We start from the raw sequence: 20441 nt of genomic DNA on the forward strand, positions 1-20441 counted from the left end.
GTCAGGTTTTTTAGATACCCTTTTACGAATTGAGTTTAAAAAGATCAGATTTAATAGGATGAACGACTGGATGTTATCTGTTAAATCCTGTTTTTGATCCACGAACGGCCGGAAGACGTCGCTCAGTTATTTTTCGTTATTATTGCACGAAATTCCTTTTTTCGCTTATATATGGAGATTATTATCATTGTCGTGCTTTCGTTCGCGATTATCGTGTGGCTGCTTTTTACCATACAAAAATACAAGACACGGCTGGCGGTTATGGAGACCCAGATGGGTACGGGCAACCAGGCGGTAGACCTTTTAAAACAGGAATTGCAGGAGAAAAAGGCACTCGCAGAGGAGCTAAATGCCCGTATGCAGATCTTACAACAGGAAAATGTCCGGCTGCATAGTGATACAGAAGCCCGTGATATGCGGTTGCGGGAGCAGCAGCAGTTTATTGAACAATCCAACCTGCAGCTCAGGGATGCTTTCAGTGCTTTGTCTACAGAGGCATTGAAGCATAATAACCATTCTTTTGTTACACTGGCCAAGGCTGCCTTGGAAACTCAGCTGACAGATGCAAAAGGAGATCTGGAAAAGCGGCAGCAGGCGATTGATAATATGGTGAAGCCCCTGAGCGAAAGTTTACAACGCTTTGATGATAATATGCGCCAGCTGGAAAGCAGCCGGCAGCAGCAATATGGGCAGATCAACCAGTTTATACTCGGCGTGCAGCAAAGTACGGAAAAGTTGCAGAAGGAGACGCATAGCCTGGTGAGTGCATTGAAGACCTCTCATATCCGTGGAAAATATGGAGAAATTGCATTGCGCAGGGTCGTGGAGTTCGCGGGTATGACAGAGCATTGTGATTTTAATGAGCAGGTGTCGGTAAACAGTGAGGATGGGCAGTTAAGGCCGGATATGATCATTCGTTTGCCGGAAGGGAAGACGATCGTGGTTGACTCGAAAGTGCCGTTGAGTGCTTATATGCGGGCTTTTGAAACGGATAATGAAGATGAACGCAAGGCCTTGTTCACACAACATGCATTAGCGGTAAGGGATCACCTGAAGAAGTTGAGTGCAAAGGCTTATTGGAGCCAGTGGAGCCATTCTCCGGACTATGTTATTTTGTATTTGCAGATAGAGTCTTCTTTTGGCGCGGCTTTACAGGCAGATCCTACGCTGATTGAGGATGGTATCAGAAACAGGGTGGTGTTTGCCACGCCAACTACATTGATCACTTTGTTGCGGACAGTAGGTTTTGTGTGGCAGCAGCTGCATGTGGCGGAGAATATAGAGGAGATCAGGAATGCGGGGATAGAGTTATACAACCGGACGAATGTGCTGGTACAGCACTTTACCCGTATAGGGGGGAGCCTGACGACAGCGGTGGGCCATTATAATAATGCGGTGGCTAGCCTTGAGAGCCGTTTTGTACCGCAGGCAAAGAAGTTATATAATTTAGGGCCGGCGTTGAAAAACACATTGCCGGAGGTGAAGCCGGTGGAGACGGCCGTGAGACAATTGCCGGAGCAGTTGGGAGAGAGTGAGGAAACAGTAGAAAATTAAACAATAAATTATTTATTTTGTGAAAAGTAACGGGATGGCATTCCGCGGTGCGGACGCTCCCGTTACTTTATTTTTTATATTAAACCACCCACGTATTAAATGGTCTACTCAATTAAAGGTCTGAAAAGAACTATGGGCATCCTATGCCTGTCAGTCTCCCTGATTCCCGCAGTCACCCGGGCACAGGACAAAACATCAACCATCAGCCGTAAAGGTTATACCCTTGTCTTCACGGACAAAAGTACTGACCTCGACTCCACAGTCAAAGCACGCCTGATCAGCACCTTCTTCACGGTCTATCCGGCCGAAGCGAAGAGGTATAACAAAAACACGGTAAAGAAAGTAGATTTCGTTATCGATCCTGCTTATGATGGGGTTGCTGCTACCAGCGGTTCGGTAATTACTTTCAACCCGGAATGGTTCCGCAAGCACCCCGGTGATATCGACGTGGTGACCCATGAAGGGATGCACGTGGTACAGGCTTATCCTGAATACAACCCGGGCTGGCTTACCGAAGGTATCGCCGATTACGTACGTGCTACTATGGGAGTAGACAATGAAGGCGCCCACTGGACTTTGCCGGATTACAATGAAAAGCAGTCTTACAAAAATGCTTACCGCGTTACAGCCCGCTTCCTGATCTGGCTGGAAAAACATAAACGCAAAGACATGGTCGCGAAACTGGATAAGGCTATGCGTACCAACACTTATACAGATGGCATCTGGACAGAACTGACGGGGAAAACAGTGGATGAGCTGTGGCAGGAGTATGGTGCTAATCCGGTCCTGTAGCTATGGGCCTTGTTGAAAATGAGTATTAGTCTACTAAATTAATGTAGTATATTTGAGATACCTTTTATCAACTAAATAAACATACATGCAAACCCGTAGTATTACTTGTGTATTGTCTGTTTTCCTGAGCTATGCCACGCTGACAACTGCACAGCAGCAACCTATCACTGGTTACAACAGCAGTGAATCTGCTACACAGCTGCAGCTGGAAACCCGTTTCGACAAACTGCTTTCCGCAGCACAAATCGGAGATGACATCCGCTACTTTTCTGCTTTCCCACATCATATTGGTTCGGCCCGGGGGAAGGCCGTGGCTGAAGACATTGCTGCCAGATTCAAAAGTTATGGCTGGGATGCCCGCATCGTTACTTACAAGGTGCTTTTCCCAACACCTAAGACAAGAGTGCTGGAGCTCACAGGGCCCACTCCCTACAAAGCTGTACTCAAAGAGCCTGCATTGAAAGAGGATGGCACTTCTGCACAGGATGGACAATTGCCTACCTACAATGCATGGAGTGCGGACGGAAATGTAAACGGGGAACTTGTATTTGTTAACTACGGGTTACCTGAAGATTATGAATGGCTGGAAAGACAGGGAATATCCGTAAAAGGCAAGATCGTCATCGCCAAATACGGACATAGCTGGAGAGGTATCAAACCTAAAGTAGCGCAGGAACATGGTGCTGTAGGATGTATCATTTACTCCGATCCTGCTGATGACGGTTATACCCAGGGAGATGTATATCCCAAAGGGGCCTACAAAAACGAGTACGGGGTGCAGCGGGGATCAGTCATGGACATGGTAATTTACCCCGGCGACCCGCTTACCCCGGGTACCGGGGCTACGGAGTCTGCTGCCAGGCTGGATAGAACCCAGGCTCCCAACCTGCTGAAGATACCGGTACTACCCATTAGTTACCATGATGCACAGCCATTGCTCAAAGGCCTGGAAGGTCCTGTAGCACCGGCGGCATGGAGGGGAACACTGCCCATCACTTATCATATAGGACCCAGCGTAGCCAGGGTGCACCTCGAATTGTCCTTCGACTGGAAGTTAGTACCTGCTTACAATGTGGTAGCTACAATAAAAGGATCAGCCTATCCTGACCAATGGGTGATCAGGGGGAACCACCATGACGCGTGGGTAAACGGGGCTTCTGATCCGATCAGCGGCCTGGCTGCCGAGCTGAATGAAGCAAAGGCAATTGGCCAGTTGGTAAAAGAAGGTTATCGGCCGGCTCGCACGCTTGTATACTGTGCCTGGGATGGTGAAGAACCAGGATTACTGGGATCTACAGAGTGGGTAGAAGATCATGCGCAGGAACTGCAACAGAAAGCGGTGGCTTACATCAATAGCGATGGTAACGGCCGTGGCTTTTTGTATGCAGGAGGTTCGCATGCACTGGAGCCGCTGATGGCAGATATTGCAAAGACAGTGACCGATCCACAAACCAAAGTAAGTATCTATGACCGCAAGAGAGCCGCAGATATACTGAAAGCAGGGAGTGCCAAAGCAAAGAAAGACCTGCTGCAACAGCAGCAGCTAACCATGAGCGCATTGGGATCCGGTTCAGACTATTCTTCTTTCTTACAACACCTGGGTATCCCGTCTCTGAACGTAGGTTTTGGGGGAGAAGATGAAGGCGGTGATTACCACTCTATCTTTGATAGCTGGGATCACTACCGCCGTTTCGGTGATCCGGAATTTGCATATGGAGTCGCCCTGGCACAAACCGCAGGGAGGGCCGCACTTCGCCTGGCAGATGCGCCGGTATTGCCGTTCAACTTCAGTAACCTGCAGAGAACAATTGCCGGTTATGTAAAGGAACTGGAAGCACTGGTTACTACTATGAGAGAAAATACCACTATCGATAATGAACTGATACGTAGTCGTCAATACGATCTGGCAGCAGATCCGACAGAGAAAATAAAGGCGCCGGCTGTAAAAGCGGAAGTACCCTACCTGGATTTCTCCCCCCTGCAGAATGCATTGGTCACACTGGATTCCGCTGCACACCATGCGAATGTAAAGGCAACGGGAACAGGTGATAAGGCGGCAGTGAACCAGGCCCTTTATCAGGCAGAACAACAGCTGTTAACAGCGAGTGGGCTGCCCCGGAGGGACTGGTATAAACACACGATCTATGCGCCGGGGTTTTATACCGGTTATGGGGTGAAAACCATACCCGGTGTAAGAGAGGCGATAGAACAGCGGGACTGGAAAGAGGCGCAGGAACAGATCATCATAGTAGCAGGCGCTATCAATAAACTGGCAGCATACCTGGAAAAAATCTGATGCTGACGGTATGTCCGGCAATTGAAAGAATCGCTTATGCTGTAAGGCATAGGCGATTTTTTTGTAACTATCTATAATGTGGCACTATATTTACGGCCTTATAGACCGCACAACAACGAATGGATGAAAACTAGTTCTACTTTCAGAAGAAATTTGCTAATTGGTTTCGGCTTATCCCTATTCCTGCTGATCATCAGCTCAGTCGCTTCATTTTTCAGTATTAAGAACCTGATGGATAGCGCTGCCCTTGTAGATCATACCAATCAGGTGATCATGGGCCTTGAAAATACAATCTCTTACATGAAAGATGGGGAAACGGGTCAGCGGGGATATCTGCTCACCGGGAATGATGAATTCCTGGACCCTTACAGGGGCGCTTTTGATAGCGCTATAGCAGGAATTCAACAGGTGAAGCAACTAACTGTGGATAATTCTCTACAACAAACCTCGATAGAGCAGTTGCGGCTCCTCGTTATGAGGAGGCAGGCCCTCCTTCAGCGGTCCGTTGAAGCAAAAAAAACCGGCAGGATGATCAGTTACGATACGCTGCAAAGCGGCCGCATGATCATGGACGATGCCCGCAATATAGTGAAGGTGATGGAAGCCAGGGAAAGGAAACTGTTGCAGGACCGTACTGACCGGCTAAACCGTGTATCCGGTTATACGCCTGTCCTCATAGTAATCGCAGCTATTCTCGCACTGTTGATCACGTCGGTCTTTTACGTAAGGGTAAAACGTGATTTCGATGTCCGTACACAATTACAGCATGCATTAGAAGCGAAAGACAAGGAAATCACCCGGCGTATTGATATCATCCGGAACATTGCTGAAAAGATCTCAGCGGGCGATTATGGCATCCGCGTAAATGATGAGGAAAGAGATGGACTGGGTAGCTTGTCTTTTGCACTCAATAAAATGGCGGCTTCTCTCGAAACCTCTTTCAATCTTCTGGGAGAAAAAGAATGGCATCAGACCGGCGTAGCAGGATTGAATAATAAAATGGTAGGCGAGAAGTCGGTAGAAATGCTTTCCGCACACATCATTGAATTCCTTGCTGAATATACGCATAGCCAGGTGGGTGCATTATATGTGAATGAATCCAACAAAAAGTTGTGGTTAGCTGGTAGCTATGCTTTTTTACCCAGCGAAGAAAGAGAAGAGATCAAATATGGTCATGGACTGGTAGGCCAGTGTGCTGCCAGTGCAAAAACGATTTTAGTAACTGATGTAGCACCGGAAAATATTACTATCAGCTATGCTTCTGGTGAAATAAAACCGACCAGCATTATCGCGGTGCCTATCAATTACGAAGGCAGAATCAAGGGTGTAATAGAACTGGCTGGTCTCACGCCATATACGCCTAATGATGTTGCATACCTGGAGCAGGTGAGTCATAATATTGGTCTTGCTATTATAACAGCAGAAAACCGCCGCCGCCTGCAGGAATTGCTGGAAGAAACGCAGGCACAGTCAGAAGAACTGCAAGCCCAGCACTCAGAACTCGAGAATATCAATACAGAGCTGGAAGCCCAGGCACAGAAGCTGCAGGCCTCAGAAGAAGAGCTTCGGGTACAGCAGGAGGAACTGCAGCAGGCGAACCAGGAACTCGAGGAGCGTTCGCGCATGCTGGAAGACAGGAACCAGGTGATCGTAGAGCGGAACCTGGAAATTCAGAAAAAGGCAGAAGAACTGGAAGTAAGTACCAAGTATAAGTCCGAGTTCCTCGCGAACATGTCGCACGAACTCCGTACACCACTGAACTCCATCCTGTTGCTGAGCCGCCTGATGGCAGAAAACAATGAAGGGAACCTGTTGGATGACCAGGTAGAATCTGCCCGCGTGATCCAAAGTTCCGGTAAGGGGCTACTGAACCTGATCGATGAGATTCTGGACCTCTCCAAGATAGAAGCAGGTAAGATGGACCTGGAATTTGCCAATGTACCGGTACATGAGATCTGCACAGACATGGAATCCCTGTTTGCACCGATTGCCAGGGAAAAGAACCTTTCGTTCAATATCAATATCCTGGAAGATGCGCCGGCATTGATCGAAACAGATAAAATGCGACTGGAGCAGATCCTGAAAAACCTGCTTTCCAATGCACTGAAGTTTACTGCAAAAGGGAGCGTGACACTGCAGGTAGGATTACTGGCAGACCAGTCAGGCTACGTTCGTTTTTCAGTGAGAGATACCGGCATCGGTATCCCGAAAGAAAAACAGGCGGTCATTTTTGAAGCCTTCCAGCAAGCCGATGGTTCTACGCGCCGCAAGTATGGTGGCACAGGACTTGGGCTTTCTATCAGCCGTGAACTAACGAAGTTACTGCATGGTGAACTGAAGCTGGATTCTGAACCGGAACATGGCAGTGAGTTCATGGTAATTATTCCGATACATCCGCAGAACGTGGAAAAAGAAGCGTTACCTGAACCTACCCAGGAGCAGGCAGAAAAAGTATGGCAGGAAGCACAGCAACCGGTAGACAAATATGCGAATTTCATTGCGAGTGCTATCCCGGATGAGATTCCTGACGACAGGAACGACATTACTGCGAATGACAAAATCATCCTGATAGTAGAAGATGATACCAACTATGCCCGTATATTGCTTGATTTCACGCGTAAACGTGGATATAAGGGCATCGTGGCAGTGAGAGGTGACCAGGGGCTGGAATGGGCGTTGAAGTATAAGCCGATTGCCATCCTACTGGATATTGTACTGCCGGTACAGAGTGGCTGGCAGGTAATGGATGCGTTGAAATCAAACCCGGCTACCCGTCATATTCCGGTACATATTGTATCGAGCATGGACGCGAAAAGGGAAAGTTTGCAGAAAGGTGCGGTAGACTTCATTAACAAACCACTGGCGCTGGAGCAGATGCCGCGTATATTCCAGCAACTGGAAGAAGCATTGAGCAAGGGACCGAAGAAGGTATTGATTGTAGAGGAGAATCCTAAACATGCACAGGCGCTGGCTTACTTCCTGGAGAATTTCAGTGTAAGTACAGAGATTACGGGTAATATATCAAGCAGTATCACGGCCCTGCAGAAGCAGGATGTGAACTGTGTGATACTGGATATGGGGGTACCTGACCAGCATGCTTACGAAACGCTGGAAACGGTGAAGAACAATCCGGGGTTAGAGAATCTGCCGATCATTATCTTCACCGGGAAGAACCTGTCCCGTGCAGAGGAGAACAGGATCCGGCAGTATGCTGACAGTATCGTGATCAAGACTGCACATTCTTACCAGCGTATGCTGGATGAGGTAGCACTCTTCCTGCACCTGGTAGAGGAGAAGGGGGGCCAGAAGCCAGGCCGTAAGCAGCTGGGTAGTCTGAAAGAAGTATTAAATGGTAAGACGGTGCTGATAGCAGATGATGATGTGCGAAACATCTTCTCACTGACCAAGACACTGGAGCAGCATAAAATGAAGATTGTATCGGCACTGGATGGAAAGGAGGCGATGCAGCAGCTGGAGAATAACGGGGAAATAGACATTGTGCTGATGGATATGATGATGCCGGAAATGGATGGTTATGAAACCATCCGGCAGATCCGCCAGGTACCAAGGTATCGCCATCTGCCGATACTGGCGGTAACGGCCAAAACGATGATTGGGGACAGGGAAAAATGCATTCGGGCAGGAGCTTCTGATTATATTTCGAAACCAGTAGACATTGACCAGCTGGTATCCCTGCTAAGAGTATGGTTGTACGATAATTCCCGTAACGCTTAAGAGACAAATGAAAAAGATTCTGATTATAGACGACGATTCGCGTAATATTTACGCATTAAGACTGGTACTGAAGGCAAAAGGCTATGAGGTGTTAACGGCAACGGACGCCCCGGCAGGAATTCAGTTGCTGAGAGAGGAAAAGAAAATAAAGGTGGTACTGATGGACATGATGATGCCGGAGATGGATGGATATGAAGCATTGTCTATATTGAGAAGTGATCCGGACCTGGTGGAAATGCCGGTGATAGCGGTAACGGCGCAGGCGATGGTAGGTGACCGGGAAAAATGTCTGGCAGCGGGTGCAAACGGATATGTGAGTAAGCCAATAGATGTAGATGTGCTGCTGGAGCTCTTAAAGCAACAATAATGACGTGAATTTCACAAGGTTACTTCAAAAGTAATATTACCCGGTTTTATTTGGGTAGCTGACAGAACGAAAATTCGTATGGAACGATGTTCGAACTTTCAGATTACTTTTGAAGTAGCTTTTTTTATCCGGATAATTTTAAAATTCTCTGGAAAAACCGGCACGATAAAGCAATAAAGCGATCTTTGTTCAGTTAATAAATCGTACGTTTATCTGGTTTTCAGAGGTAAATGTTACAGGAATGGGTATACCAGAATCAGCCATAGGTGGCATTAAAAACGTAAAATGTACCTGTTAACATGGTATTAACGTTGTGGCGATCAGGGAAATATGATATTTACGGTAATAACTGTTAACGTTTTTCCCAAAAAACACGCTGTATGCAGTATATGGATGATTCGGTAATGCTGGCTGCCCTGAAAGGCGGAGATTTGAAAGCGTATCAATATTTCTTTATGAAATATTATAAGCCTTTGTGCCTGAAGGCCAGAACGATGCTGACTGTGATGGAAGAAGCGGAGCAGCTCGTGCAGCATGTATTCGTACAGGTGTGGGAGGAGCAGTTATACCTTGAAATAGACCACTCTATGGGTGGATATTTATACAAAATGGTTCACAACAGTTGTGTTAATCTGGTAAGAAAGAGCGATTCGAATGACCGTTTTTCCGCAGATCCCGGCTTATTGATGGTCCACCACGCTGAGTTCCCTTTACCGACATCCTATGACCAGTTGGATATGAACGGTGCGCTTAGTTTTTCTCCTGCTGAAAAGGACTGGGGTGAGCAATTTAAAAGAATAATGGAAAACGGTGTCTTTTACGCTAAACAGTTATGCAGAGAAGTCCTCAGAACGCTCAGGCTTCGTAAATAGTAATGATTAATGCCAACGAAAAACCGGTTGCCCGTAGCAGGTGACAATTTTCTCTTTTTAGCCCAATGATTCATAACGAAGAACATATCTTTCAGCTGATACTTGAAAAGTTGAGTGGTGAAATCACCCCGGAAAATCTCGACTACCTGAATAAGGTGGCTGCGGAGGAACCGAGTGTGCAACGTTGTCTTGACGAAATGGAAAATGCGCTGCGGGCTGCAGGTCCCGGCTTTATGAATGATGTGTACAATGAGATGGCATGGGGAAAGGTATTGTCGTTGCTGGATGTAGATCAGTCTGATCTAATGGTTGGGGAGCTGGAAGCAGGTACCCTGGAACTGAATGTGTTGACGCCCGTTGACATGCCTGAAGCGTCTGAAGTGCCGGAGGAACCTGTAGAACAGGTAAGGATCAGCAAAAAGAGCGCTTTCAGGGGATGGATGGCCGCTGCTGGTTTACTGGTGATAGTTGCAACGGGATTGTTCTTTTTCCTTTCTGCACGTCAGCCAGCTACAAATGTATTACAGGCCGGTACCGGTACTGCTGGTATGATCAGGCTCCTGTTGGAGAATGGCGATACGATCAGCCTTCCGGAAAACAGCAGTGAAGATATTACCGCCAATCAGGCCAGACTGCACCCTGTACCGGGACAGCTCAGTTTTACGTCTACCGGCAATACCAGTGGCTGGAACACTTTGCTGGTACCCACCGGTAAAGATTACAGGGTCGTTCTTGCAGATGGCTCGCAGGTACATCTTAACGCATTCTCCCGGCTCCGTTTCCCTTTTGCTTTCAATGGAAGCTCCCGGGAAGTATACCTGGAAGGAGAAGCTTATTTTAATGTGGCACCGGATGCCCTGCATCCTTTTATTGTTCATACAGGTACAATTGATACCAAAGTGCTGGGTACAGCATTCAATGTGAATGCTTATACAGATAGCCTGGTGGTGACCTCGCTGGTTCAGGGTAGTGTAAGTACCACCCGGGGGCATGACCCGGCAGTGCTGTTAAAACCCGGTATGGAGACGGTGTATTCAGCCACACATGCCCGGCAGGTTCGTGCATTTGATGAGAATGTCACATTGGGATGGCGCAAAGGAGAATATACCTATTACAACCAGTCTTTAAGTTCACTCGATGCAGTGATTCGCCGTTGGTACGGTAAAACACTCATATTTGAAGATACTGCCCTCGCTCATAAAATGCTCACAGGGGTGATAGAAAGAGATCATCCCGTTACCGAATTTCTCGACGGTTTGAAAAAAACTTCACGAATAGCATATCACATTACAGCAGAGAAGATTTATCTTAGTAGCCATAATTAAGACTTAAGAAGGTGTTGCCAAAAGAAAGGAAAGCATTTGGCAGTAGCGTACCTTCGGGACGAAAGCATTTACGTTGTGATAAACTCAACCAAATAATACTTGTCAGTAACGCCAAGAAGTCCGTACCGTAAAACTCAAGGATGGCCAAGCATGTTTGCAGCGCTATTGGAACCCTTTGTGTTTTTTACCTTTTTTTACTGCCGTCCACTGCTTTAGCCCAACCTGCTGATCACAGTGTAAAAGTCTCGGTGGTGGGTAAACACGTTCCATTATCTGCTATTTTTAAAAGTATTTCAAAGCAGACCGGTTATTATTTTGTTTTTGATAACGCTATCCTGGATGAAACGGAAAAAGTGACCGTTCATTTTCGCAAAGTGTCCTGGAAGCATGTTTTACAAATTGTATTACAGGATAAACAGATCAGCTGGACCCTGCAGAATAACAGGATCTTTTTACAAAGAACGACAACTGGCGGCCTTCCCGCCGCACCTGTGCCCGCAAAGGATACCCTGCACTATACTATTAAAGGGTATATCAGAACAGCGGGAGAACAGCCTGTGCCGGGGGTAACGGTGATGCTAAAAGGTACTTCCCGGGGTATTACTACGGGGAATGATGGTGCATTTGAACTCAGCCAGCTGCCGCGTAATGCCGTATTACATATTTCATCGTTAGGTTTTGCATCCCTTGATACGTTATTGACACCTTTCCGTTCCCATGTGATCCAATTGTCCCCGGCAGTAAATAGCCTGGACGCAGCTGTTGTAATTGGTTATGGTGCCAGCAGCCGTCGTTTGCTTACGGGGAATGTGACCCGCATAACCGGTCAGCAGATAGCCAGCCAGCCGGTTGTAAATCCTCTTACAGCCCTGCAGGGGCAGATACCGGGTCTGCTCGTGATGAATACCAATGGCCTGCCGGGGGCTGAAATAAAAGTATATATCAGGGGCCGTAATTCTATTGCCGCAGGTAATAATCCGCTGTTTATAATAGATGGTGTCCCTTTCGATAATACCCCGTTGAACAACATGGATCAACTACAGGGGGCGATCCGCTATATCAGCCCTTTTAACAGCATTAACCCTGCCGATATAGAAAGTATTGATATTCTCAAAGATGCAGATGCTACGGCTATCTATGGCTCCCGTGGAGCAAACGGGGTGATCCTTGTGACCACCAAAAAGGGAAAACCAGGAAAATCAGTGCTGGACCTCAATGTATATCAGGGTGCAGGGCGCACTGCCGGTTCTCTTCACATGCTGAATACCCACCAGTATCTTGCGTTGCGGAGAGAGGCATTTCATAACGATGGTATTACACCTACAGCTGCGGAAGCTCCTGACCTGTTTCTATGGGATACTACCCGCAGTATAAACTGGCAACGATATCTTGCGGGCGGTACAGCACCTGTTTCCAATGCGCAGGCCAGTTATGCCGGAGGGAATAAGCTGACCACCTTCAGACTGGCCGGCAACTATTACAGGCAGGGTTCTGTATTACCTGCGCGGCTCTACTATGAAAGAGGAGGGGGGCATTTCAGTATACAGCATCATGATGAGAAGGAACGTTTTGAAATCAATAGCACCACGTTGTTTACGACAGATAATAACAGAAGTATTTCGGGCGATCTTTATTCACTGATCAATCTGCCTCCTGATTATCCTATGTATACCCCGAACGGGAAATTGTACTGGGGTACTTACCTCGACAATCCGGCTGCCTACTTAAGGCAACATGCGAATAGCAGAACGGATAATTTATTGAGTAATGCCGTGCTGCGTTGCCGGTTGTATCCGGGGCTTTACCTCAGGATGAGTGGTGGGTATGCGCGGATTGACATGCTGCAGACATTTAGTTTCCCTTTGTCTTCACAGCGTCCTGAAAATGCGGTTGACAGTTATATGAGACAGGCAGAGAACAGAAGAACAGCCTACATCATAGAGCCGCAGGCAGATTATACTATGCGCATTGCAAAGGGGAGTCTGCATGCCCTTGCCGGTGGTACCTTTCAGCGTACATTGAGCAGGGGACAGTTTGCAGAAGGAAGTGGTTATGCCGATGAAAATAATATACATTCGCTGGCCGGGGCAGACACGATCATCCGTAAGCCGGATACACATATTGAATACCGGTATATTTCTTTTTTTACGCGCTGGAATTATAACTGGCAGGATAAGTACCTGTTGAATATCAGTTACAGAAGAGATGGTTCTTCCCGCTTTGGTCCGGGTAAACAGTTTGGGAATTTTGGAGCAATCGGTGCTGCCTGGATCTTCTCTGAAGAGCCGTGGTTAAGGCGGCTGACCTGGCTGAGTTTTGGGAAACTTCGTGTAAGTGGTGGTATTACCGGCAATGACCAGATTCCCGATTACCAGTATATGAGCAATTATGGATCGAACGGTAATTATCAGAATAGTAATACATTGTCCCCTTTGCGCATAGCTAATAATGATTACAGCTGGGAGGAGAGCAGGAAGCTGGAAGCGGCCCTGGAGTTGGGAGTACTGCATGACAGGCTCTTTTTTACAATTGCCCGTTATGACAACTGGAGCAGCAATCAGCTGGTCGGATACCAGTTGCCGGCTATCTCCGGCTTCGGTAGTTATCAGGCGAATCTACCGGCGATTGTACGTAACAGGGGATGGGAGATAGCGTTGACGTCGACAAATATTCAGCGTAAGAAACTGAGCTGGAAGAGTAGTCTGAATGCTACTTTCTTTAGCAATAAACTGCAATCTTTCCGGGCATTGACGGCGTCCTCTTATGCGAATACGCTTGTAATCGGGCAGTCGCTGAATATTGTAAGAGGATATCATTTCCAGGGTGTGAACCCGGAGACAGGCGTAGCGATATTTGAAGATGTGAATAAGGATGGCAGTTTGTCCAGTGCGAACGACCTGGTAACAATTTCAAATAAAGATCCCCGCTATTATGCAGGATTAACAAATGATGTTACATTCGGACAATTTTCTGTCAGTTGTTTTGTACAATACGTAAAGCAACAGGGACAGATCCCTGTCAATACGCCTGGTAGTCTGCACAATGAAACAATCACAGCGCTTAGGCGCTGGCAGCAATACGGAGATCAGACGGTAGTGCAGCGGGCCAGTACAACACCCGGCAATGAGGCATTTGATCTGAATGCAAATTTGTCTTTTTCCAATGCGGCCTACATGGATGCGTCTTACCTGCGGCTCAGGAATATCAGCCTCGCATATGAACTGCCTGCAGCATGGATGAAGCGGGTGCATATTACCAGATGCAGGCTGTATGCAATGGGGCAGGATCTGATCACCATTTCACCATATGATGGTGCCAACCCTGAAACACAGCTGGCACTGCCACCCATGAAAATTATCACCGTTGGTATGCAGTTAACACTATAGTACATGGTACATGTAAGAATTATATTACTGGTGCTTTGCCTGGCCTCCTGCAGAAAACTGCTCACCGTTCCTACGGCGGACAACGAGCAGAGTGCTGATGCTGTGTTCAGTTCAGATGCCGGTGCAGATGCTGCTGTGTCAGACATTTACTATACTATGGGTATGTACTACAGTGGTAACGTATTGTCGCTGATCAATGGAATGACAGCGGATGAAGGCAGTACATTGAACACGTTTTATCAGCGCTATGTCAATAATAGCATACCTGCTGATGATCCGCAGCTTTATCTGATCTGGAGTGCCTATTACAAGGTTATATACCGTTGCAATGCAGTGCTGGAAGGACTGTCGCATTCGTCGGGGCTCACACCGGAAAAGGTTTTACAATGGAAGGGAGAGGCGCTGTTCATGCGGGTATTATGTTATTATTACCTTGTCAACTGCTGGGGGGATGTGCCTTATATTACGACGACCGATGTCAGTCAAACGGCGCTTGCCTACCGTACCAGTACCGATAGTATCGGTATATGGATGAAACGGGATCTGCTGGGTGCGATTAATTTATTGCCGCCGGCAGCAGAGCGTGTAAGAGCGGGTAAAGATGCTGCCATGGCGCTGATGGCAAGGCTTTGTCTCCAAAATGGACAAAACTCCACTGCTGAATTTTATGCTACACAGGTGATCAATTCCGGCCGGTATCGTTTATGTGTACAGGATAGCGTATTTCTATACAATAGCCCGCAGGCGATATTACAGATCTGGACAAAAGATGGATATACACTGCCTGGGCAATTATTTATTCCGCAGGATGAAAACGTTTCTTATTACCCCCTGTCTGCAGATATGATGGGGGCATTTGAAAGCGGAGATCTCCGCAAAACTTCCTGGACACGGTCGTTTGCCTATGGAGGCAGTACATGGTATTATCCATTTAAATATAAGCAGCGAAGCATCACGAACGGAGACAACAGGGAGTACCTGATGGTATTACGTTTAGCAGAGCAATACCTGATAAGGGCAGAGGCCAGGGCCTTGCAGGATAAGTATCCTGATGCGATAACAGACCTGAATGTGATAAGGGCTGGTGCCGGATTGGCGGCACTGGATGCAAACATTACCCGTACCTCCTGCATAGCCGCAGTGGCGCGGGAGCGGAGAGCAGAATTGTTTTGTGAATGGGGCGACCGCTGGCTTACGTTGCGACGCATGGGAACCATGAATGAAGTATTGGGTACCCTGAAGCCCGGTTTCTGGAAGGACTGGGCTGCTTATTATCCTGTTCCGCAACAGGAGCGAGAAAAGGACCCTAATTTAACACAGAATCCCGGGTATCAATAGTGTAGCTGTAAATATAATCCCTGCACTCAATCACCATGCTGTGGTTAAAAATATGAATGCGGCGCACTTTGTCCGGGCTTACCGGCAGATAGAAGCTGCCAAGGTATTGACTGGTATTGATATCATACTTGTCAATAGCCGTATTATTACCAAATTTACCGTCTGCTTCATGATCACCTTTGAGCAGGGAATGAACGAACAATTTGCCGTTGTATACAAAGCTGGTATTGTTCACTATCTGGTCAGGGCCCTGGCTTGTGAAGACGTGTTCACCGGAGGCAGCGGCGTCGGATAGCTGAAACCGGAAGTGGCTGGAAGTATCGATGGTATGACCTGCGTGTAATTTATGCAGCGATGTATCGAAGCTGAAGAATTGATTGATGTAGAAATAGGTGTAGATCAGTTTTTTACTGGCTGTATCGTATACCAGGCTGCCATCAGTGCTCATTCCCCCATCCTGGTGCAGGATGGAAAGGTTCTTTTCAACAGTGATCTCATTGGTGGTGGTATTGACTTTCAGGAATTGCTGATCGGCAATTATTCTATCCAGTTTGCGGAGAATAAACCGGTCAGGTGCAATGGCGTATGCTTTGGAAAAGCCGCCGGGAGGGAATCTGAATACCTGTGTATGGCTGCCGGAAAGGTGGAGCGTCACAATAGCCGGCATGTTGTATCCGAAGATATGTACAAACGGAGAGTCGATCGTGGTATAGAAATAGGTTTGCAGGGAATCAATGAGTCCTTGTGAGAGGTGTAGTTTAATTCGCCTGGGATGTTGCAAATGGTAGTCGGTGCAGAGAATGATGGTCGGGTCGGTAGTGGTAAAGAAGAGTTGAGTGGGGGTGGCGCCGCTTACCAGCTGGATGGAGTCTGCAGGCATATTGCCCAGTGGGGTGAGGAAGTTGGTGGGCAGGATGGTCCTGTCAAAACCGTTGAGTACTTTATTTGGAAGGGGGGCAGTTTTCACCAGCAGGGTGACGATGAGGATAGCAGTGAGGAATAGGGATAGGAGAGTGAAAATTGCTTTACGCATGGTACATTTTATGTAAGGCGGGGCTGATGTTGATGGGCATCAGCCCCTAATAATTTTAGGAATGTTGGCTTACGGTTTACGGGCGGAAAACGATTTCATACCCATTGTCCATGTTGACTGCGCAAACCTGGTTGTTAGCGCCTTTGCAATAGATATTCTTAATATCGGCGGCGATTCCGGTTCTGGTACTACCTTCCCAGAACACCCAGGTAGTTACACGTTTGTGGCTGGCTAACGCTGTTCCAACCGCCAGCAGGGCGGCAATAAAGGTGATGCTCAGGGTCTTTTTCATGGTCTGATGATTATATGTAGTTGATAAATGCCTACTCTTTTCTACAGGTTTTCGGCGGCGCCTGACAACGTTTTTCATCGTGACTTTTTCACATGCATCAGTACCCCCATAGTGGTTAAGATGATGAATGCTGCATTGAATATGATGTGTGCCTGCCAGGAGAGGTGTTGAAGTACGCCTCCGCAGGAACAGGGTATATAAGGGCTGTACCTGAGCATAGCGGTCAGGTAAAAGGTGAACAGGTTAAGAAGGAAGAATGAGCAGTAAAGGCCCGATAACCGGGTTTTATTGATCAATAGCAGACCTGCTATCAGGAGTTCTCCGAGGGGGAGTGCCCAGGAGATGATGTTGGCATACCGGGAGATAAAGGGCGATTGGCTGAGTTGCCTGTTAAAAGCGGTGTAATCCAGCAGTTTGCTGATACTGGTATAGATAAACAGGAAAACAAGCAGTGCTGAGATAAATTCAATCAATCGTTTCGTTAACATAGGAACAGGAATCGGGGCTAATATAGTGCTTATTTTTAATTTGTTTGTAAAAAAATAAGGACCGTTTGGGACGGTCCTTATCAAAAAAATTCACCTTATATCTCGTTTCCTCACCTCCTGCGCCTGCACGACCAGATTTACCGGGAAATGCTCGTTCACATATTCATCAAATCCTATTCCCAGTCGTCTTGCGTCTCTTTCCATGTTTTCCAGTTTCTCCAGCATGTGTTGCTGGTGTCGCCTGATATGTTCCTCATTTGAAAAATCGCTTCCATGTGGGGTTAACCAGGCTTGCTGTAAAGCCACCTCATTGCGCAGCGCTTCGAATCTTGTATCCATCTGAAGAAAAGCTGTATGGAAATATTCCAGTTTTTCCAGGAGGGAACGATCAAAGTGATACTGTAAAATATTGGCTAACTGGGTTTTAAGGTTGATATTCCGGTTCTCCAGTACGGCCAGTTGTTTTTTGCACCTGTCAAGGGCATTGCGCAAGTCTTCCATCGCTAAAAATCTTATCAGTTCAAAGATACTTAGCGTCTGTTTGGCCAAACAGGATACGGGTCAGTAAGAAAACTGATTTTTATCATGCTTAGTTTACCAGATTGGCCAGCTTTTGTTCGTTCAGGATTGTGATCACCCCTTGTTTAATCTCCAGTAGCTTTTCGTCTCTGAAATCGCCCAGGGTCCTGATCATCGATTCGGTAGCTGTGCCTGCGATAGTTGCCAGATTTTCTCTGGAGATATCTATCGAGAAGGGCTGGTCTTTGGCTACGTGATATTTCTTTTTCAGGAACAGGAGGGCTTCTGCCACTTTCTTACGCAGGGAACTGTAAGCGATGTGGAGCAGTTGCTGTTCTTTTTCGGTAATGTTTTTAGCCAGCAGGCGTATAAATTGCTGGGCTACTTCCCGGTTATTGTTAATGAGTGTTTCGAAGTCTTCCCGGGGAATGGCGGTCAGTTCACAATCGTCCAGTGCTTCTGCATTTTCGTGATAATTACTGCCTTCCAGCAGGGCAACATAGCCCAGGAAGTCGCCGGCGCTGTAGAGGTTAGCAGCCAGTTCTTTACCGTCATTATTCACCTTGTAGGTCTTTACTCTTCCTTTCTGTATGTAATACAGGCTGGTTGGGCGGTTGCCTTCCTGGTAAATGAGTTGTTTTTTCTTGAACCGGTCGGTGTTACCTTCTTCCATGAGGGTTTGCAGTGTATTCGTTCCGGTTGCACTCGTCAATAGCTGTTGTAATCCTTCCATATCTGACGTAAGTTCCAGTTTCTTTACAGCGGCTTTTTTCAGCCTTCTCTCCACGGCATTCAGCAGGTCGGTGCCACTGAATGGTTTGGTGATATAGTCGTCCGCGCCCATTTCCATTCCTTTACGGAAATCGCCACGTTCACTTTTTGCGGTTAAGAAAATAAAGGGAGTATCCTGTATGTCGGGATTCTTTTGCAGCAGGTGCAGTACCCCATATCCATCTAATACAGGCATCATGATATCACATACCACCAGGTCCGGTTGATGTTCCAGGGCCAGTTCCACGCCGGTTTTACCATTTTCGGCGGTTAATACTTTGTAGTTGGCCAGCTCAAGGATTTCGGCGGTGTTCTCGCGAATATCGTCGTTGTCTTCTATGAGTAAGATAGTTTTCATCATTTGAGCGTTTTAGTTAAGATTGCAGAAAGGTCACTGTAAAGGTAGTACCTTTATTTAATTCACTCTTACAAGTGATCTTCCCGTTCATGAGTTCTGCGTATTTACTTACAATGTGCAGCCCTAATCCCGTCCCCTGTATATTGCTGACATTGGTGCCCCTGAAAAACCGCTCAAACAGATGCTGTTGGTCCTCTTCGGAGATACCTATACCGGAATCGCTTACTTCGAGTTTGATAATATGTCCTTTCTGGAGGGTGTTGACGCGGATCACGGCGTTCTTTCCGGAGAATTTGATCGCGTTGCCCAGTAGATTGAGCAGGATGTGTTTAATCAGTGATGGATCCAGCTTTACTTTGGAAGGGCCTTTGTGTTCATATTCAATTTTCTGGCCTTCCTGTACGAGATCCTGCATTTCCTGGATAATGGCAGTGGTGTGTTGCTGCATATCAAAGGTGTTGCTTCTTACCTGCACACCTCCTTCTTCAATTTTGCCTACAGAGAGGAAATCATTCAATACTTCGGTGAGCAGGGTCACGGAAGAGATGATTCTTTGTATATGTTTACTTCTTTTAGGTTGGTCTTCGGTATTGATATATTGATTTACCAGGAACGCTGAGGACAGGATGGTACTAAGTGGCGTCCGGAACTCGTGAGAAGCCATGGAAACGAAGCGACTTTTCAGCTCACTCAGTTCTTTTTCCTTGTTCAGTGCGATCATCACTTCCTGTTTGGAAAGTTCCAGTTGCTCCAGGGCATGGGTAAGTTGCTGGGTACGCTCAGCGATCTTCTGTTCCAGCTCGTTATGCATTTTTTCGAGCTTTTCTTCCGCTTTTTTCCGTTCAGTAATATTATTGATATAGGAAATAACGAAAGACCCTTCTTCATGTTGGTATTGACTGAGGCTGACTTCCACGGAAAACTCCGTACCATCCTTTTTAAGGGCAAAAAGATCCATTCCGATACCCATAGGCCGGCTTTGGGGATGGTTGTTGAACGAATCGCGATAGCCTACATGTTTTGGCCGGAAGCGCATAGGCATGAGTCGCTCAATGGACTCGCCAATGAGTTCTTCCCTTTGATAGCCAAATTGTTCCAGTGCAAAGTCGTTCATCAGGACGATCTCTCCCTGCTGGTTGGTCACCAATATGCCAATGCTGGCAAAATTGAACAGGGCTTCAAAGCGCTGTAGTTCTTTATCGTATTCTTTTTTATACAGATTTTTACCGTAGAGCATAGTTACAAGATCAGCCTTACGGCTGTAAAATTCCGCTACGGTGAGGTGAATGCATATGACGAGCGTCAGTAAATCCGG

General features: G+C 47.0%; 15 protein-coding genes. 9 read left to right on the forward strand and 6 right to left on the reverse strand.

Going from position 1 to position 20441, the window contains the following annotated elements:
• The first annotated feature begins 171 nt into the window (after positions 1–171).
• The 9 genes from rmuC to ABDW33_RS26105 all read left to right on the forward strand — a co-directional run bounded on the left by rmuC (position 172) and on the right by ABDW33_RS26105 (position 15665).
• Positions 172–1554 (forward strand): DNA recombination protein RmuC, encoded by a 1383-nt coding sequence (gene rmuC, locus ABDW33_RS26065; protein WP_343693043.1) that lies wholly within the window; start codon positions 172–174, stop codon positions 1552–1554.
• A 99-nt stretch (positions 1555–1653) separates the two neighbouring features.
• Positions 1654–2346, forward strand: a complete 693-nt coding sequence (locus tag ABDW33_RS26070) for a basic secretory protein-like protein (RefSeq protein ID WP_343693044.1) — start codon at positions 1654–1656, stop codon at positions 2344–2346.
• A gap of 85 nt (positions 2347–2431) precedes the next feature.
• Positions 2432–4642: a transferrin receptor-like dimerization domain-containing protein gene (locus ABDW33_RS26075; protein WP_343693045.1), complete on the forward strand. Its 2211-nt coding sequence runs from the start codon at positions 2432–2434 to the stop codon at positions 4640–4642.
• 123 nt (positions 4643–4765) lie between these two features.
• Complete coding sequence (locus ABDW33_RS26080; protein WP_343693046.1) at positions 4766–8377, forward strand: response regulator; 3612 nt, start codon at positions 4766–4768, stop codon at positions 8375–8377.
• A 7-nt stretch (positions 8378–8384) separates the two neighbouring features.
• A complete protein-coding gene (locus ABDW33_RS26085; protein WP_343693047.1) occupies positions 8385–8744 on the forward strand; it encodes a response regulator in 360 nt (119 codons plus the stop codon).
• A gap of 380 nt (positions 8745–9124) precedes the next feature.
• Positions 9125–9616 carry a sigma factor gene (locus ABDW33_RS26090; protein WP_343693048.1) on the forward strand — a complete coding sequence of 164 codons (492 nt, stop codon included), beginning with the start codon at positions 9125–9127 and terminating at the stop codon, positions 9614–9616.
• Positions 9617–9681: 65 nt separating this feature from the next.
• Positions 9682–10941: a FecR domain-containing protein gene (locus ABDW33_RS26095; RefSeq protein ID WP_343693049.1), complete on the forward strand. Its 1260-nt coding sequence runs from the start codon at positions 9682–9684 to the stop codon at positions 10939–10941.
• A 251-nt stretch (positions 10942–11192) separates the two neighbouring features.
• Positions 11193–14327 carry a SusC/RagA family TonB-linked outer membrane protein gene (locus ABDW33_RS26100; protein WP_343693050.1) on the forward strand — a complete coding sequence of 1045 codons (3135 nt, stop codon included), beginning with the start codon at positions 11193–11195 and terminating at the stop codon, positions 14325–14327.
• Positions 14328–14330: 3 nt separating this feature from the next.
• A complete protein-coding gene (locus tag ABDW33_RS26105; RefSeq protein ID WP_343693051.1) occupies positions 14331–15665 on the forward strand; it encodes a RagB/SusD family nutrient uptake outer membrane protein in 1335 nt (444 codons plus the stop codon).
• On the opposite strand, the gene ABDW33_RS26110 is transcribed toward ABDW33_RS26105, so the two are convergent.
• The 6 genes from ABDW33_RS26110 to ABDW33_RS26135 all read right to left on the reverse strand — a co-directional run bounded on the left by ABDW33_RS26110 (position 15634) and on the right by ABDW33_RS26135 (position 20363).
• Positions 15634–16698: a hypothetical protein gene (locus ABDW33_RS26110; RefSeq protein ID WP_343693052.1), complete on the reverse strand. Its 1065-nt coding sequence runs from the start codon at positions 16696–16698 to the stop codon at positions 15634–15636. The two genes, ABDW33_RS26105 and ABDW33_RS26110, sit on opposite strands and share 32 nt — an antisense overlap.
• 76 nt (positions 16699–16774) lie before the next feature.
• Positions 16775–16990, reverse strand: coding sequence for a hypothetical protein (locus ABDW33_RS26115; RefSeq protein ID WP_343693053.1), 216 nt, complete (start codon positions 16988–16990; stop codon positions 16775–16777).
• Positions 16991–17064: 74 nt separating this feature from the next.
• Complete coding sequence (locus ABDW33_RS26120) at positions 17065–17478, reverse strand: MauE/DoxX family redox-associated membrane protein (RefSeq protein WP_343693054.1); 414 nt, start codon at positions 17476–17478, stop codon at positions 17065–17067.
• Between the two features lie 90 nt (positions 17479–17568).
• The gene (locus ABDW33_RS26125) at positions 17569–17979 is read right to left on the reverse strand and encodes a hypothetical protein (RefSeq protein ID WP_343693055.1); all 411 of its coding nucleotides are present in this window, start codon (positions 17977–17979) and stop codon (positions 17569–17571) included.
• 88 nt (positions 17980–18067) lie between these two features.
• Positions 18068–19129, reverse strand: a complete 1062-nt coding sequence (locus tag ABDW33_RS26130) for a response regulator (protein ID WP_343693056.1) — start codon at positions 19127–19129, stop codon at positions 18068–18070.
• Positions 19130–19142: 13 nt separating this feature from the next.
• Complete coding sequence (locus tag ABDW33_RS26135) at positions 19143–20363, reverse strand: PAS domain-containing sensor histidine kinase (protein ID WP_343693057.1); 1221 nt, start codon at positions 20361–20363, stop codon at positions 19143–19145.
• Positions 20364–20441: the final 78 nt, after the last annotated feature.

The sequence above is a fragment of the Chitinophaga sp. genome, from assembly GCF_039596155.1.
Classification (GTDB): domain Bacteria; phylum Bacteroidota; class Bacteroidia; order Chitinophagales; family Chitinophagaceae; genus Chitinophaga.

Excerpts from the sequence above, each read along its gene's own strand:
- ABDW33_RS26080 (WP_343693046.1), top strand. The coding sequence starts at position 4,766 with ATGAAAACTAGTTCTACTTTCAGAAGAAATTTGCTAATTGGTTTCGGC.
- ABDW33_RS26120 (WP_343693054.1), bottom strand. The coding sequence starts at position 17,478 with ATGTTAACGAAACGATTGATTGAATTTATCTCAGCACTGCTTGTTTTC.
- ABDW33_RS26135 (WP_343693057.1), bottom strand. The coding sequence starts at position 20,363 with ATGCTCTACGGTAAAAATCTGTATAAAAAAGAATACGATAAAGAACTA.
- rmuC (WP_343693043.1), top strand. The coding sequence starts at position 172 with ATGGAGATTATTATCATTGTCGTGCTTTCGTTCGCGATTATCGTGTGG.
- ABDW33_RS26070 (WP_343693044.1), top strand. The coding sequence starts at position 1,654 with ATGGTCTACTCAATTAAAGGTCTGAAAAGAACTATGGGCATCCTATGC.
- ABDW33_RS26110 (WP_343693052.1), bottom strand. The coding sequence starts at position 16,698 with ATGCGTAAAGCAATTTTCACTCTCCTATCCCTATTCCTCACTGCTATC.
- ABDW33_RS26115 (WP_343693053.1), bottom strand. The coding sequence starts at position 16,990 with ATGAAAAAGACCCTGAGCATCACCTTTATTGCCGCCCTGCTGGCGGTT.
- ABDW33_RS26125 (WP_343693055.1), bottom strand. The coding sequence starts at position 17,979 with ATGGAAGACTTGCGCAATGCCCTTGACAGGTGCAAAAAACAACTGGCC.
- ABDW33_RS26095 (WP_343693049.1), top strand. The coding sequence starts at position 9,682 with ATGATTCATAACGAAGAACATATCTTTCAGCTGATACTTGAAAAGTTG.
- ABDW33_RS26090 (WP_343693048.1), top strand. The coding sequence starts at position 9,125 with ATGCAGTATATGGATGATTCGGTAATGCTGGCTGCCCTGAAAGGCGGA.
- ABDW33_RS26085 (WP_343693047.1), top strand. The coding sequence starts at position 8,385 with ATGAAAAAGATTCTGATTATAGACGACGATTCGCGTAATATTTACGCA.
- ABDW33_RS26130 (WP_343693056.1), bottom strand. The coding sequence starts at position 19,129 with ATGATGAAAACTATCTTACTCATAGAAGACAACGACGATATTCGCGAG.
- ABDW33_RS26075 (WP_343693045.1), top strand. The coding sequence starts at position 2,432 with ATGCAAACCCGTAGTATTACTTGTGTATTGTCTGTTTTCCTGAGCTAT.
- ABDW33_RS26105 (WP_343693051.1), top strand. The coding sequence starts at position 14,331 with ATGGTACATGTAAGAATTATATTACTGGTGCTTTGCCTGGCCTCCTGC.